Genomic DNA, 16,715 nt, shown 5'->3' on the forward strand with positions numbered 1-16,715 from the left:
GAAGACTCTGTGCTATTCCAAGTCCGTAGACATGCTGAAGCACTCTGTTCGTTTGCTACTTCACTACCTCAAGTTCGGTGACGTGCCCATTCCAAAGTCAATTCATACCTGAATTCAGCAACGCCGATGTGCCCTTTATTGTCGTCTCTGGGATGCTTGGCGAACAGCAGGCTGTGGCCCTGATGAAGGCCGGTGCCCAAGACTACATTATGAAAGACAACCTGGCCCGCCTGCCGGAAACTCTGCGTCGGGAACTGCGGGAAGCCCAAAATCGGCGCAATCGCCAGCGGGTAGAACAGGCCTTACAGCTGAGCGAGGCCCGGTTTCAAAAGCTGGTGGAGACTCAGCCGGGAATTTCATACACGGTTGTGCAGCGGGCCAACGGCGATCGCGCGTTTACCTACCTGAGCAGCACCGGGGTCAACCTCTTCGAGGTTCCCATTGACATTGCCCTGGCCGACTTTAGCGCCATGGCCACCCTACTGCACCCGGAAGATAGGACTGAGGTAGATGCGGCCATTGCCCACAGTGCAGCCACCCTCACCCCCCTGCACCACGAATGGCGCATTATTACGCCCTCGGGCCAGACTAAATGGGTTCAGGTTCATGGTCAGCCCGAGCGCCTGCCGAATGGCGATGTGCAGTGGTTTGGCGTGGTGCTGGAGGTTACCGACCGCAAACAGGCTGAGCTGACCGTAACCCGCCAGCGCGACCTCAACCGTCTGATGATGGCGGTGACCCAGCGATTTGTGGAGGTGAGAGCTGCCCAGTTTAACGCTGAGGTAATCCGCACCCTAGCCCAAATCGGAGCCTATATTCAGGCTGACCACGGCCATGTGGTGGCCCTGCCTGACGCTGCTGCCCCGCTGCGGGAGACGATGCGAGTTACCCATCAGTGGTACTGCCCTAAATGCCCTGTAGTGCGACAGATTCCCGCTGCCATACCGATAGCGGCGTTTCCCTGGGCGACGGCGACGCTGCTTCGGCGGGAGGTGATCAGCGTGCCCCAGGTGGGGGCTCTGCCCGCCGACTGCGCCACCGATCGCACCCGTTGGCAGAAGTTTAACGTCGGAGCCGTGCTGTCTGTGCCCCTGATTCAAAAGACTCGGGTGGTGGGTTACGTGGGGTTTCTTACCCTGGGCCGACCTACCCTATGGGATGACGACATCCAGCAGATGGTGCAGGTGCTGGCCCAGACCATTGCCTCTGCCCAGTATCGGCTGCAGGCTGAGCGTCTGTTGGCTCGCCGCGAGGCCCAAAGCTGGGCCATATTCTCGGTCATGCCCGATCTGCTGATTCGGGTGGGGGCCGATGGCCTATACCGCGAAGTGCTGAGCCAAAATCACCCCTTGGATATTGTTCTTCCCTCTCAGAGCCGGATTGGCCGCCACGTGTCGGAGTTTTTGCCCGCCGATCTGGCCGATCTCAAGATGCAGGCCATCCGTCAGGCTCTGGCGACCCATGAGGTGCAAACCTACGAGCAGCAAATTTCGGTGGGCGATCGCCTCCAGCAAGAAGAACTGCGGGCGGTGCGGTGCGGCGAGGATGAGGTGCTGTTTTTAGTTCGCGACATCAGCGAGCGCAAACAGGGCGAAGCCGAACGCCAGCGCACGGAGTTAGCCCTTCAGCAGAACGAAGCCCACCAGCGAGCGCTGCTGAAGGCCCTGCCCGATCTACTGGTGCGGTTGAGTAAAGATGGCATCTACCTAGAGTTTGCCGCCAGCCCCACCTTCCAGGTGGTCGGCCCTCTGTCAGATTTAGTCGGCACCCATGTGACCGAGTCGTTGCCGCCAGTAGCGGCCCAGCAGCGTCTCGATGCGATCGCCCAGGCCCTGGCCACTAAAGCCATTCAGTTTTATGAGCAGGATCTATCCACGACAGAGACATTTCAGATTGAAGAAGTGCGCGTGGTGCCCTACCGAGACGATGAGGTGCTAGCCCTGGTGCGCGACATCAGCGATCGCAAACAGGCCGAACGCCAGCTCGAAGAACTCAATCAATCGTTGGCGCAACAGGTGGTCGATCGCACCGCCGCCCTGGAGGAGCGCGAAGCCCGCTACCGGGGCCTGAGGGAAGGGGCCAGCGATGCCATTCTGATAGCCGATATGGAGGGTCATATTCTAGAGGTGAATCGCCACACGGAGGAGTTGTTTGGCCGCTCCCGTGATCAATTGACCCAGATGCACCAATCTCAACTGCATCCGCCAGAGAAGCAGGCAGAGATCATCGCCCTCTTTCAAGAGTCTATTGAGATTCCCCATTTTCAAGCCTCTAACGTCCCCATCCTGCACGCCGATGGCCGACGGATTCCGGTGGATATTACCGCGACGACTATCACCCTGGGGACGACCCGGGTGGTGCAGGGCATTTTTCGCGATGTCAGCGATCGCCAGCGGCTGGAAGAAACTCTGCGCCTGCGGGAGCGGGCGATCGCCGCCAGCCACAATGGCATTGTGATTACCGATGCCCGCCAACCCAGCAACCCGATCATCTACGTCAACCCCGCCTTTGAGCGCATGACTGGCTTTTCTGCGGCCGAAGCCATGGGGCATAACTGCCGCTTCTTGCAGAGTAATCAATTGGAGCAGCCTGGCCTGCATACTCTGCGTCAGGCTATTGCTGCTGGCGAAGACTGTACCGTAGAGCTGATTAACTACCGCAAGAATGGCGAGCCATTTTGGAACCACCTCAGCATTTCGCCCATTTATAACCCCGAGGGCCAGCTCACCCACTTTGTTGGCATTCAGACCGATATTAGCGATCGCAAGCGGGCGGAGACCCAGCTGCACCAGCATATGCACGACCTAGAAGAAGCCCGCCACGCCGCCGAGGCAGCCAATCAGGCCAAGGACGAGTTTCTCGCCAACATGAGCCACGAGCTGCGCACCCCCCTCAACGCCATTTTGGGCATGACTGAGGGGCTGCAAGAGCAGGTGTTTGGCACTATCAACGAGCGGCAACTCAAGGCTCTCACCATTGTCGAGACCAGCGCCTCCCACCTGCTGGCGCTGATCAACGACATTCTCGATATGGCCAAAATTGAGTCGGGCCAAATTACCCTGCACCTGACCCCCACGGCGATCGCGCCCCTGTGCCATGCAAGCCTGACCTTTGTGCAGCAGCAGGCCTACAAAAAACGCATTCAGCTCACAGATTGTGTTCCTGCCGACCTGCCTGACCTGGTGATCGATGAGCGGCGCGTGCGTCAGATTTTGATCAACCTGCTCGCGAACGCGGTCAAATTTACCCCCGAGGGAGGGCGCGTCAGCCTGACGGTCGCGTTAAAGTCGTGTCAAGACAGTGACGAGCTCCGATCCGTGATCCGGTTTACCGTCAAGGATACGGGCATTGGCATTGCCCCCAACGACCAGCCAAGACTGTTTCAACCCTTCATTCAGATTGACAGTGCCCTCAACCGCCAGTACGAGGGCACAGGGTTAGGCCTCACCCTGGTAAAACAGTTCACCGAGCTGCACGGTGGTCAGGTGGGGCTAGTCAGCGAGGTCGGGGTCGGCAGCAGCTTCACCATCGACCTGCCCTACGAGGTGGGGACAGATCGATGGACAGCCAGCCCGGCTACCGCCGTCGCCAGTGCCCCAGAGGCCCCGGCGACGGCGGCCCCAAAGCCCCTGATTTTGCTGGCGAGCGACCAGGAGGCCACGATCAGCACCGTGGTTAACTACCTGACCGCTAAGGGCTACCGCCTGCTGGTAGCCCGCCAGGGCGAAGCGGCCCTGGCCCTGGCAGAAAATCCCGATTTGATCGTGGTGGATATGCAGCTGCCGGGGGGCGATGGCCTGGAGGTGATGCGCTGCATTCGTGCCGAGCCGCACTTAGCCGATCGCCCGATCATTGCGATCTCCGACGTCAGCGCGGTGGGCGATCGCGATCGCTGTCTGGGGGCCGGGGCAAACCAGTGCCTGAGCAAACCGCTTAAGCTCAGGCAGCTGGTCGCCGCCATTCAGCACCTGCTCAATCCCCTCGCGACCTCCGGCTTCTAACTCACCAGCAGACCTATGCCATCCGCCTCTATTCTGATCGTTGACGACGACCCGAATAACTTTGATGTCATCGAGGCTCTGCTCGACGCCGAGGGTTATCAGCTGCACTACGTCAGCACGGGGGAAGCGGCGATTGCCGTCCTTGACCACCTGGAACCTGACCTGATTTTGCTCGACGTGATGATGCCCGGCCTCAATGGGTTTGAGGTTTGCCACTGGCTCAAGTCTTCGCCCGCCTGGGCTAGCTTGCCGGTGATTATGGTGACGGCCCTGAGCGAAAAACAGGATCTCGCCCGCTGCTTTAGCGCCGGGGCCAACGACTTTATCAGCAAGCCGATCAACCGACTAGAGCTGATTGCCAGGGTGCAATCGATGCTGCTGCTGCGGCAGCAGTATCGGCAGCTAGAAACCTTTAACGCCCAGCTCGAAGCCCAGGTGCTAGAGCGTACGGCCCAGCTCCAGGCGATCATTGCCCAGGATCCCCTAACCCAGTTGCCCAGCCGGGTTGCCCTAACCCAGGTCCTAGCTGAGTTGCTCCAGGCTGAAAGTTCGGCCTTCACGGTGATTTATCTCGACTGCGATCAGTTCAAGCTGATCAACGGTTCCTTTGGGTACACCCTGAGCAACCAGCTGCTCAAGTCGATCGCCGAGCGGCTCCAGCAGCTAGTGCCCAGCGGCGGTCTGCTGGCCTGTCTGGGGGGCAACGAGTTCTGTATTTTGCTGCGCCAGACTAGCGATATGGAGCGCATTGAATCGCTGATCCAAACCATTTTAGACAGCTTCAAAGCCCCCTTTACCGTGTCAGGGCTGGGTATTTTCATCACGGCCTGTTTGGGGGTTGTCCTAGGCCACAGCGACTACCCCTGCCCCGAGCAACTCCTCCAGGATGCTGGTATTGCCATGTACCGAGCCAAGCAGCAGGGAACCGGCAGCTACCAATTTTTTGACCCGCAAATGCACCAAACCATGGTGGATCGCCTGGCCCTCGAAAATGACCTCAAGCGCGCCCTCGATCGCCAGGAATTTGTGGTGTATTACCAGCCCATTGTCCACCTCAAAACCCTCAAAATTGCCGGGCTAGAGGCGCTGGTGCGCTGGCAGCATCCCACCCGTGGCCTGGTCGCCCCCGGCGAGTTTATTCCCCTAATGGAAACCACCGGGCTGGTGGTGCCGGTGGGCCTGCTCATTCTCAAGCTGGCCTGTCAACAGCTGCACCGCTGGCAGCAGCAGGGCTGGAGCGATCTAACCATGAGCGTCAACCTGTCGGTGCGGCAGTTTGCCTGCCCCACCCTGCTCGACGATATTGACCAGGTTCTGGCCGCCACCGGCATCGACCCCGCCCGGCTCAAGCTGGAAATTACCGAAAGCGCCATTATGGACAATGCCGAAACCGCCATTGCCCTGGTGGATGCCCTGCGATCGCGACAGATTCAGATCAGCATCGACGACTTTGGCACGGGCTATTCTTCCCTGGGCTATCTGCACCAATTTTTGGTCAATGACCTCAAAATCGATCAATCATTTACCAGCCAAATTCAAGTCTTGACCTCTAAATGTAAGGTCGTCGATACCATTATTACCCTGGGCAAGCAGTTGGGCTTGACAGTCACCGCTGAAGGCATCGAGACCCAGCCCCAGCTCGAGCGACTGCAACAGCTCAACTGCGAACTGGGGCAAGGCTATCTATTTTCTAAATCCCTGCCAGCGGCGGACATTGAGGCTCGCTTTCTCAACAGCAGAGATACCCCCCTCATGATCTTTGCCTCCTCAAGCTCAATCTGAGCAGAATGCCCCGCTACCAGATCACCCTAAGCCTCTCTCCCTAGCTGGAAAGTTCACTAAGCCCTGAGGTCGATAGCGCTTTAGCTCTTAGCCAATGGCGTGGTGCACCTGGCAAATCACCTGGCGCACTGACCAGCTATACACCGTGAGAAACCGACTCAAGGCGCTCGCCGACTTCAGGTGACTATGCTCGGCAGCGGTGCCCCTTGTGCCTTGGAAAAACAGTTCTAGGAAGGCTTTCAGGCTTTGGCGCTGATAGGCACTCGGTATCCCGTCCAACAGTTGGTAAATTAGCGCTTGGGCGTGGGCAAGAATCTTCATGGTCCTTGCTATCTATACGTTTCACGCCCTTTTCTCTCATCCCCCCTGCCAAGGTGCAAGATCTGAGTTGAGCAATGTAGGCTCTGGGTTACAGGCAATATTTAGGGCTTGCTGAAAAAGCCCCCAAAACTAAGCGGATAGGATGATTCGGCGTGGTTGAGAGCTGCTAAAGTGCAAGGAAAATTGTGCACTACCGCTGACATCCTTGGACGCAGAGACCAATGTACCGGCAATCGAGCCCAGGTCAACTGAGTTTTGAGAACTTTTACTTGCCGTTTGGGGCAAGCTATCGGGGAAGAATCGCTGGGTGAAACTGGCGGCGATGATTCCATGGGAAGCGTTTGAATCAAGTTATGCAGCGCAGTTCAGCGAGGGGCACTAGCCAAGTCGTTTCGAATGGTGCTGGGGGCGTTGATGATTAAAGAGCGGCTAGGGGTGAGTGACGAAGAGACCATAGATCGGGTGCGGGAGAACCCGTATTTGCAGTACTTTTTGGGGTTGTCCGAGTACAGTGACTGAGCGCCGTTTGACGCGTCGATGATGACGCACTTTCGACAGCGGTTGAGTTTAGAGTTAGTGAACCAGGTCAATGAGGCGGTGGTGCAGGCTGTCTTAGTGGCGGAGGCGGATCCCCCAATCTCAACCGAACCGGTAGATCCGAGCGACAACACCGACGATGACTCCGGCCCACGGGATGATGACCCACCCAACCAAGGCCAACTGCTGTTAGATGCGACGGTGGCTCCAGCCGACATCCACTATCCTACGGACTTGCATCTGCTCAACCAAGCCAGAGCCAGTAGTGAACGAATCTTGGATCAACTCTGGGCCACGATTCGTCAACCGGGGCAGCGTAAGCCCCGCACCTACCAGCAACAAGCCCGACGGAACTTTCTCAACGTGGCCAAGCAGCGCCGTTCGAGTCGTCGGCAGATTCGCAAGGCGATTGGCCAGCAACTGCGATACCTGCGTCGGAACCTGGAGCAAATTCGCCAGGTTGTCCCAGCCGGGGCTCGCTTTGAGGTGTTGGCTGGCTTTTGGTACCAGCGGTTGCTGGTGATTCAGGAGGTCTACCGTCAGCAGTGGCGGATGTATCAACAGCGCCAACATCGGGTTGAGCATCGCATTGTCAGTCTGGCTTAACCATGTCCGCCCCATCGTGCGCGGCCAGGCAGGCACCCCGGTTGAGTTTGGGGCCAAGCTAGCGGTCAGTTGCGTCCAGGGCTTTTGCTTCATCGACCATCTCGATTGGGAGGCGTTCAACGAAGCCCTCGACTTGCCCCAGCAGGTTGAACGTTACAAAGACCGCTTTGGGGTCTATCCCGAATCGGTACACGCAGACCAGATCTATCGCACCCGAGCTAACCGCCAGTGGTGCAAGGCGCGAGGGATTCGCCTCAGTGGGCCGCCCCTGGGACGACCTGCCGCTACCGCCAAACCCGACCTTGAGCGTCAGGCGCAACAAGATGCCCGGATTCGCAATGCTATTGAGGGCAAGTTTGGTCAGGGCAAACGTCGCTTTAGTCTGAACCGGGTGATGGCCAAACTCCCCCATACGGCGGCTACCGCCATAGCTATTACGGTTCTAGTGATGAATCTGGAGCGGCGGCTCCGACCACTTGTTTTATTTTTTGTCCGCCTCACACATCACTATCTCGCCAAAGAAATCGGGCGACTCAGGTCACGGAGGGTTGCTCACTGGCCAGCGGCGATGGGCGATCAGGCACCAGCCTAATCAAAAAGACGTTATCCAACCCTCGCTTATTTTTTCAGTAAACCCTACTTAAAGCGGAGGAGAGGTTGTGATAAATGGCTCCAGCTTGGGTTTAATATGTCAGGTTAGAACGTTTTTGACCCAGTTAAGATTTATCAAAAAATGATCCAATTCAGGGGTTGGGTGAGATTTGTAAAAAAAGTGTAAAGCTAAGGAATTCCTCGGGCACTGATTGCTGCGTAAGGTGAGCTGTAGGGCAAACACTAGGAGCCTTGAGGATGGTGAAAATCAACAATAGAGCACCCTCTGACATCAGTGGTCACGACGCCAGTTCCAGGTCTGTCAGTTGGGAGCAATTGATCGCAGCGGTCGCCCTACAAATTCGCCAATCGCTAGATTTGGCCACAATCTGGCAAACCACCGCTGATGCTGTTCAGCAGCTTTTGAACTGTGAGCGCACCCTGCTTTATCAGTTGATACCTGGGGATGGCGGTCAAGTGGTGGTCGAGGCCGTTCAGTATCCCCAGTGGTCTCTTCTGGGGCAGGTCATTCACGACGCCTGCTTTGAATCGAGTTGGCTAGCGCCTTACGAAGAGCAACAGGTGCGGGCGATCGCCGATATCTCTACCGCCAACCTCACCCCCTGTCATGCTGAGTTTCTGGCCCGCTTTCAGGTCAAGGCCAACCTGGTGGTGCCCATCCTGTGCGAGTCTCAGCTGTGGGGCCTGTTAATTGCCCATAGCTGCGTCGACCCTCGCCCCTGGCTGAGCGAAGAAATCGCGGGATTGCAACAGATTGCCGTCCAGGTAGGCATCGCTATTTACCAGGCTGAACTGGTCGCGCAGTTACGAGCCGCCAAGGCAGATTTAGAAGATCAGGTAGTAGAAACGCTACAGCAAAGCCGTGATCAGCGTTTTCAACTGGCGGCCATCGTTGAATCGTCCCAGGATGCCATCATTAGCAACACCCCCGAGGGTGTCATCACCAGCTGGAACCGGGCCGCCGAACAGCTGTTTGGCTTTACGGCTCAGGAGGCGATCGGTCAACTGATTACGCTCATTATTCCACCCGACCGCCAGGACGAAGCAATCTCAATTTTTCAACAACTACACCAGGGCAAACGGGTAGAGACCTACGAAACCCAGCGGCAGGGCAAGGATGGCCATTTGGTGGATGTGGAGGTGACTATCTCCCCCATGCAGGATGAAACCGGCACGGTGGTGATTGGTGCTTCTAAGATTATCAGAAACATTACCCAGCAGCGACGCACCCAGCAGGCGCTCCACGAGCAGACCGCCATCCTGCAAAGCTTCTACAACTCGTCGCCCTTGATGATGGGCATTGTAGAGCTTTCAGAGCATGACATTCTGCACATCTCAGATAACCAGGCGGCCGCTACTTTCTTTGATACCACCGTCACCGCATTAGTCGGGCAATGGACTACTAATCTCGGCATACCTACCGATCACGTTCAGGCTTGGATCGCTCACTATCGCCACAGTCAAACCTCAGGGCAGCCCGTGCAGTTTGACTATGCCCATACCATCGATGCCACCACTTCTTGGTTATCCTTTGTAGTGTCGTTTATCGGCATTGCTGAGAGCCAGCGCCCTCGCTTCTCCTACGTGGCTACAGACATTAGCGAGCGCAAACAAGCCGAAGATGAGCTGCGCCACCTTAACCTTGCTATGGAACATGCTGTTGAGGGCATTTCCTACATCGATTCAATGGGTCGATACCTCAGCGTCAGCCGTGCCTATGCCTCCATCTGCGGCTATGAACCCAGGGCTCTAATCGGTACAGCTCCAAGCTGTACTGTTTATGCCGATGACCTGCCCTTCATAGAATCGGCCTATGAAACGATGAAAACCGTGGGCAAAGTCGAGGTAGAAGTGCGCGGGCTACGGCAAGATGGCTCTCTGTTTTATAAGCAGGTAACCATGATTGCCGGCTACGATGCCCAAGGCAGGTTTGTAGGGCACCACTGTTTTCTAAAAGATATCAGTGAACGCAAACAAGCTGAAGCCGCCCTGCAAGTCAGCGAAGCCCGCTGGCAATTCGCCCTAGAGGGGTCAGGTGATGGCATCTGGGACTGGAATCCTCAGACCAACACGGTCTTTTTTTCGCGCCAGTGGAAAGCCTTGCTGGGCTACAGCGATGATGAAATCAGCACAGCGAACGACGAGTGGAGCAATCGCATTCACCCCGATGATCTGGGGCAGTGCCACGCCGATTTGCAGCGGCATTTCAGCGGAGAAACCCCGGTTTACCAAAATGAGCACCGAATACGCTGCAAGGATGGCACGTATAAATGGATTCTCGACCGCGGGCAAGTGATCGAATGGACTGACGACCACCAACCCCTGCGAGTGATTGGTACCTACAGCGATATGAGCGATCGCAAACAGGCCGAGCTGGAGCTCAAACAGGCTAAAGAGCAGCTTGAAAGCCGAGTCGATGAACTCAAGCAGCGCAATGATGAAATGCAGCGCTTAGGAGAGATAATCGACTTTTTGCAGGCCTGTTTGACGATGGACGAAGCCTACCAGGCGCTAGGTGCTCTGGTGGCACCGCTTTTTATCGGCAGCAGCGGCGCTATTTTTATGCTCAACCCGTCGCGCAATCACATGGAAATCGTCACCACCTGGGGGCCGGAGTTAAACTCGCAGCCGCTGTTTAGCTCCTTTAGCCCCTTAGACTGCTGGGCCTTGCGCCGAGGGCGATCGCACCAGGTCGGCCCTAACAGCCTGGGGCTGCGCTGCCACCATGCTGAGGCGGCGCCGGTGGCCAGCACCACCCTTTGCCTGCCCCTCCTGGCTCAGGGCGAAACTTTGGGGTTATTTTACCTCAGTGCCAGTGAGATCAAACGGCCCATCCAGCAGCTGGCCCGCGCCGTAGCAGAGCAGGTGGCGCTGGCCTTGGCCAACCTGCATCTACGCGAAACCCTGCAATATCAAAGCATTCGCGACCCGCTCACCGGGTTGTATAACCGCCGATACCTCGAAGAGACCCTAATTCAGGAAATTGAGCGAGCCCAGCGCCACCACCATCCGATTGGGGTAATTATGCTCGATATCGATCACTTCAAGCGGTTTAACGATGTCTATGGCCACGAGGCGGGCGATCGCGTGCTAGAAGCCGTGGGCCAGCTGCTGCGCGACAGCGTGCGGGGGTCTGACATTGCCTGCCGCTACGGCGGGGAAGAGATGACCCTGGTGCTGCCTGAATCGCCCCCAGATGTAACTCTGGCGCGGGCTGAAGCCATTCGCTACGCCATTGGCCAGCTTCGGGTAAGCTACAACGGCATGACGCTGGAACGACTGTCGGCCTCGCTGGGAGTGGCGAGCTTTCCTGACCACGGGGCCAAGGGCATTAACGTGGTAAAAGCCGCCGATGTGGCTCTCTATCAGGCTAAAACCAGGGGACGCAACATGGTGGTGGTTTACAGTGCCCGCGACAAAAGTGGCGAAGGGCCTGGATCCTCCTCAGCCTAGAGATAGCACACTGATTTATTCCAGGCGTTGCACAATTAGGGTATGAGTCAAGGAGGCCTAGTGATGCAGTGTCCTGAGTGCGGTGGTACCCATATCCGTAAGAATGGGAAAAAGCAGGGTAAGCAAAATCACATTTGCGTCGCCTGTGGCCGCCAATTTATCGACCACTATGAACCCCAACGCGGCTATCCAGACGCCGTCAAACGCGATTGCCTTCGACGGTACGTCAATAGAACGGGCTTCCGGGCCATCGAGCGAATGACCGGAGTGCATCACACCGCTACCATCACCTGGGTTAAACAGGTGGGTGAGCTACTGCCCGATGCCTACGCTCCCGATACCCCGCCTGAGGTCGGAGAACTCGATGAATTGGAAACCTTTGTCGGGGCAAAAAGAACAAAGTCTGGCTGTGGACAACGGTGAATCACGTTGTACCAGGGATTTTAGATTGGGTCATCGGTGACCACAGTGCGGCCACCTTTGCGCCCCTTTGGAATCGAATCCAGGACTGGGCCTGTTACTTCTGGGTCACCGATGGCTATCCAGTTTATCCTCAGTTCATCCCAGAAGGTGACCAGATCGTCAGCAAAACCTATATGACGCGGGTTGAAGGGGAGAATAGCCGCTTGCGACATTATCTCGCTCGTCTGCATCGTAAGACCTTGTGCTATTCCAAGTCCGTAGACATGCTGAAGCACTCGGTTCGTTTGCTACTTCACTACCTCACGTTCGGTGATGTCCCTGTCCTTCCACGGTTCATACCTTAATTCAGCAACGCCGAAATAAGATTGTCGCTATTCATGGTGTATTCCTTGTCTGGTGCTTTGCTTCATCCAGCAGGATACGCCCTTCCTTCTTTTCCCTCCATACACCAGAAATCACCATAACTCAGCTAACACTTCAGGTCTTTAACGAAGCCAATTGACGCAGTGCCTTTAGGTCTTTCTGGGTACGACTGACTGGTCCTTTAACGATTGCGGTTGATCACTAATGTTCTGTAACCGCCTTACACAACTCCTCTGGGTTATTGTGAGTCTGAATAAATTGCTGAAATTGCTTGGCTGGGAGCGGTTTACTCAGTAAGTAACCTTGAACACTACTGCAGCGTAGGGTTTGCAATATCTCCAACTGTTCTACTTTTTCGACCCCTTCAGCAACCGTTTCCAGGTTTAGCCCGTGGCCCAGAGCGATCACCGCTTGCACAACAGCCATCTCCCTCGATTCAAGGGACAGATCTTGAATAAACTCGCGGGCAATTTTGAGGGAATGGAGCGGAAATTGTTTCAAGGCAGCAAGGGAAGAGTGCCCTGTGCCAAAGTCATCCATTGAGATGTAAATCCCCATATCTTTCAGTTCTTGCAAGGTAGAGATCGCAGCAGGGATATCCTGCATCACTACTCTTTCCGTAATTTCGACCTCTAGCTGGCTGGGATCAAGCTGATAATCTAGCAAGATTTGAGCAATCTTTTGGGGCAAGTTTTTTTGCTGAATCGTTTGAGCAGAAAGATTAACAGCAATACGCAGTGGTGGGTTCCCGAGGTTTTGCCATGAGCGAATCTGAGCACAGGCGGCCCCAATTACCCACTCATCGATCGCGCTGATTTGCCCGGTCACTTCGGCTGTTGGTATAAACTCTCCCGGCATCAGCAACCCTTTGTGAGGATGCTGCCAACGAATTAAAGCCTCAGCGACAGTCACCCGGCCTGTCTGCAAGTCTAACTGGGGCTGATAGTGCAGCACAAACTCACTCTGCTCCACGGCCTCATGAAGATCATGGGTCAAAATCAGTTGATCCAGGGCATTCCCTATCGTGACAGAGGAGTAGAGTTTAAAGTTATTGCGCCCCTGATGCTTGGCGTCATACATGGCGGCATCCGCATTTTTCAGCAGGGTCTCAACATCTTGACCGTGGCTGGGGGTGAGAGCAATGCCAATGCTAGTGGTAACTCGAAAGGCTTGGCGATTGAACACAAACGGCTCACGCAGGCTATTAAGAACCCGTTGAGCCACTTTCGTAACATCTTCGGTGGACTGAATATTTTGGAGCATCAGGGTAAATTCATCCCCACCCCAACGCGCCACAACATCGCCCTCCTTTAAACAGCCTGAAATTCGCCGTGCCACTTGCTGCAGTAGCTGATCCCCCACGGCATGGCCCAGGGTGTCATTAATCGCCTTGAAATGATCGAGATCCACAAAGCAAACCGCTAGCATCCTACTATCCAGTCGGCTATTGAGGAGTTTGAGTTGTTCTAAAGCTTGGACCAATTTTTCTTCAAACAGCAGTCGATTGGGTAATCCAGTGAGCCGGTCATGACAAGCTTGATGGCGAATCGTGGCCTCAATCCGCCGCTGCATCACAGTGATGTATAGATGGGTGGCAAGGGTTTGCGACAGTTTGATGTCTTCTGCGTTCCAACCTAAGGCAAAGGGCGTATCCGCTAAGTCTTGAGAGAATGGATTGGCATCGGCAGTCGTCTGTTGGCGGTTTAGAAGCCCACCCGCCGCAAACAAACTCACACCTGGTTCGCGACGAAACAGGCTGAACCACCCGATGGCTTGTTGCTGATATTGCAGGGGCACAATCAGTACAGAATGAATGGCGACCGCTTCGAAAGCCGCTCCCAACGCCCGCAGGTGTGGATCTTGCCTGAAGTCCTGCAGGGTGTAGAAATGGCAAGTTGGATCCTCTCTACTACTCTTTGTCCGATGCCTTCCACCATTCGCGCTCTGGGCCAAACGACGCCAAAGATATCTTTCAACCTCCAGGGTTAAGGCGGGTTGCACTCCTGAACGGTAAAGCTGGTCACTCTGCGCTTCGGTATCGGCGGAGATATAGAGCTGTCCACCAATGCAACCCAAGGCGGTAACGGTAGCATCCATGACTTGCTGCATCACTCGCATGGCATCTCCAGGAGTATGCAACAGGCGGGTGAGGCGATTGATGGTGGCTTCCGCCTGGGCTTGCTGAGACGCTTGCTTTAACAGGGTTGCTTGGGCGATCGCAATGCCGATATGGGCCGAAAGTTCTTTGAGAAAGTCCAGTTCCCAAGATTGCCATTCACGATGATGGTGGCACTGGTGAGCAATTAACAACCCCCAAAGCTCTTGATTGTGGAGAATTGGAACCACTAGCTTTGACTTCACGCCAAGTTGATGGAGGGTTTCTACCAAACAGGCTGAGATATCGTCTTGCCTAACATCAGCAATGGCGCGGACCCGGCCCTGTTGGTAAAGGCGGTGACTTTCAACCGGAAAAACCTTTTCTGGTAGCGGTTGATCCATTAACGGAAAACATCCCGGAGCAACGGCTTCATTCGTCACTGAACCGGTACCGGCAGAATTGATGCGATAGGTCAGTACCCGATCAGCCTGCAACAGTTGCCTAACCTCAGCCACCGTCGTATTCAAAATCTGATTGAGGTCTAACGACTCACGAATGCGGTGCGCTACGGCCGTAATTAAACGCTCCCGCTCAAATTGCTGCCGCAACACAGTCTCAGCCTGTTGGCGCTTCTCCAGTTCAGCTTGAGACTGCTGATACAGCTCTGACTGATGAATCGCAATCGCCGTTTGGGTGGTGAGTTGCTTGAGCAAATCAATCTCATCTGCTTGCCATACCCTCGCACCAGAGCATTGTTGCACCACCAGCAAGCCCCAGAGCTTAACCGCATCGACAATGGGCACGACTAGATTGGCCCGTACTTGAAAATCGGCTAGCAAGTCACGATGGCAAGGGGTCAAATCGGCGGTCTCAATATCTGAGATCGCTTGCACCCGCCCCTGGGCATAGAGCTGTAAGTAATGTCGGGCAAAATGGTCGTCGTAAATCTGGGTGCCCATAATGGTGCGCCACTGAGCGTCCACCGATTCCGCTACGACACAGCCACTGTGGTCAGCGTTAAGTTGGTAGATCAGGACTCGGTCGGACTCTAATAGATGACGTACTTCAGCGGCGGTGGTCTGCAAAATCGCGGTTAGATCTAGCTCACCTTGAACATGAATGCGCTCAGCCATTTGCCTAACCAGGCGTTCCTGAGCGGATTGTCGCCGCAGTTTCGCCTCTAGCTGCTTTTGAGCCGTAATATCGTGACCGATGGCGATGTATTGATAGGCCATGTTATCCCCCTCAAGAAAAGGGACAATAGTAGTATGAACCCAATACAAGCTACCGTCCCGAGCACGTTTTTGGATTTCTCCCCGCCAGACTTGCCCAAGATTAAGGGTCTGCCAGATGGCTTCTAAATCAGTCGGAGAATGTTCGCCTTCCTCCACTAAAAGATGTTTGTTGCCAATCAGTTCTACCGCTGAATAGTGAGAGATTTCGCAGAACTTATCATTGGCATAGGTAATCAACCCTTGGGCATCTGCAATCACCACAATGGAAGACTGGTCTAACGTAAACTCAATATCTGTGCAGTCTTTTAGGGTTTGCTTAAGCACCCGGTGCCCGTATCTTAGATCCAGTTGTGCCACGACCTGACGGCTCAGGATGCGCAACGCTTCGAGTTGCTCTGAGTCTAGTTGGCGCGGTTGCTGGTCAATGACGCACAGCGTCCCTAGCGGATAACCATCGGCAATAACGAGGGGAAAGCCGGCGTAGAAACGAATGTGGGGCTCCCCGACGACTAGCGGATTCTGCGCGAAGCGCTCGTCAAGCAGGGCATTTTCGATGATGAAAGGCTGCGACTGTAAAATCGCGTGAGCGCAAAAAGCCCACTCACGGGGAGTTTCCGTTGTGGTTAGTCCAACCTTTGCCTTAAACCACTGGCGGTGGTCATCAATCAGACTCATCAGCGCGATCGGGGTTTGGCTGATCGTAGTGGCGAGTTGAACTAAATCATCAAAAGCCGCTTCTGGGGCCGTATCAAGGAGATTATATCGAGCTAACGCGGCTAACCGAGCCGCTTCATAATCACCCTCGATAGTTGGCATCCTCTCTCCCTCTTAACGTCTTGATGAGTCAACCATCGTCGAGCGTAGTCCCGATAACAGGCTACCTATGCTTACACTCAAACGTATTAGATGCTACAAACATCGTAACCTTAGTACGGATAGAAGCTATGACTTTGATGTATAAATTGACCTCCTTCAGCAGATTGGCGTAATCTTTCTACTAAGGTTTAGTAGTTCAATGCGGCGATCGCCCCCGCCACCTGCTCCGGCCTCACCTCCAAATACCGCTGCAGTGACGCCGTTAGGGCAGAAAAAACTAAGGGATGGACGGTAGGGTAGTGCCTGCGCAGAGACCAAACACCCCCCCCCATCGGCACCGCTGCCGATGGGGGTTAGTTCTCAGGATGTATCTACGCTTCAGAACGCCCGCCTGCTGCCTACCTAGGGTGCCCTCATCGGTGGGGGCGGTAGCAGGGGTAAGCTGTTTGGCGTAAATGGAATTTCACA

6 protein-coding genes and 2 pseudogenes are annotated in these 16,715 nt (G+C 55.3%); 6 read left to right on the forward strand and 2 right to left on the reverse strand.

Annotated elements, in window-relative coordinates; genetic code table 11:
• The 3 genes and pseudogenes from VB780_RS08140 to VB780_RS08150 form a co-directional block, all read left to right on the forward strand.
• Window positions 1-112 (forward strand): annotated as a pseudogene (locus VB780_RS08140) (IS1 family transposase); the annotation flags it as partial.
• Window positions 78-4,001: a PAS domain S-box protein gene (locus VB780_RS08145; RefSeq protein ID WP_323350638.1), complete on the forward strand. Its 3,924-nt coding sequence runs from the start codon at window positions 78-80 to the stop codon at window positions 3,999-4,001. The pseudogene VB780_RS08140 and the gene VB780_RS08145, both read left to right, overlap by 35 nt.
• 15 nt (window positions 4,002-4,016) lie before the next feature.
• Window positions 4,017-5,783 carry a putative bifunctional diguanylate cyclase/phosphodiesterase gene (locus tag VB780_RS08150; protein WP_323350639.1) on the forward strand — a complete coding sequence of 589 codons (1,767 nt, stop codon included), beginning with the start codon at window positions 4,017-4,019 and terminating at the stop codon, window positions 5,781-5,783.
• A gap of 87 nt (window positions 5,784-5,870) precedes the next feature.
• Here VB780_RS08150 and VB780_RS08155 read toward each other — a convergent pair whose 3' ends face one another.
• Complete coding sequence (locus tag VB780_RS08155) at window positions 5,871-6,104, reverse strand: hypothetical protein (RefSeq protein WP_323350640.1); 234 nt, start codon at window positions 6,102-6,104, stop codon at window positions 5,871-5,873.
• Window positions 6,105-6,325: 221 nt separating this feature from the next.
• Here VB780_RS08155 and VB780_RS08160 point away from each other — a divergent pair.
• The 3 genes and pseudogenes from VB780_RS08160 (at window position 6,326) to VB780_RS08170 (ending at window position 12,079) form a co-directional block, all read left to right on the forward strand.
• Window positions 6,326-7,839: pseudogene (locus VB780_RS08160) on the forward strand (IS5 family transposase).
• 257 nt (window positions 7,840-8,096) lie between these two features.
• Window positions 8,097-11,312 (forward strand): PAS domain S-box protein, encoded by a 3,216-nt coding sequence (locus VB780_RS08165; RefSeq protein ID WP_323350641.1) that lies wholly within the window; start codon window positions 8,097-8,099, stop codon window positions 11,310-11,312.
• A gap of 63 nt (window positions 11,313-11,375) precedes the next feature.
• Window positions 11,376-12,079 (forward strand): IS1 family transposase gene (locus tag VB780_RS08170; RefSeq protein ID WP_323350642.1). Its coding sequence is split into 2 segments (ribosomal slippage): window positions 11,376-11,700 and window positions 11,700-12,079, totalling 705 coding nucleotides; the frame shifts between segments, so codons are not numbered across the junction.
• A 220-nt stretch (window positions 12,080-12,299) separates the two neighbouring features.
• Here VB780_RS08170 and VB780_RS08175 read toward each other — a convergent pair.
• Window positions 12,300-16,247: an EAL domain-containing protein gene (locus VB780_RS08175; protein WP_323350643.1), complete on the reverse strand. Its 3,948-nt coding sequence runs from the start codon at window positions 16,245-16,247 to the stop codon at window positions 12,300-12,302.
• Between the last annotated feature and the right edge of the window lie 468 nt (window positions 16,248-16,715).

It is taken from the genome of Leptolyngbya sp. CCNP1308 (genome assembly GCF_034932455.1).
Classification (GTDB): domain Bacteria; phylum Cyanobacteriota; class Cyanobacteriia; order Phormidesmidales; family Phormidesmidaceae; genus Nodosilinea.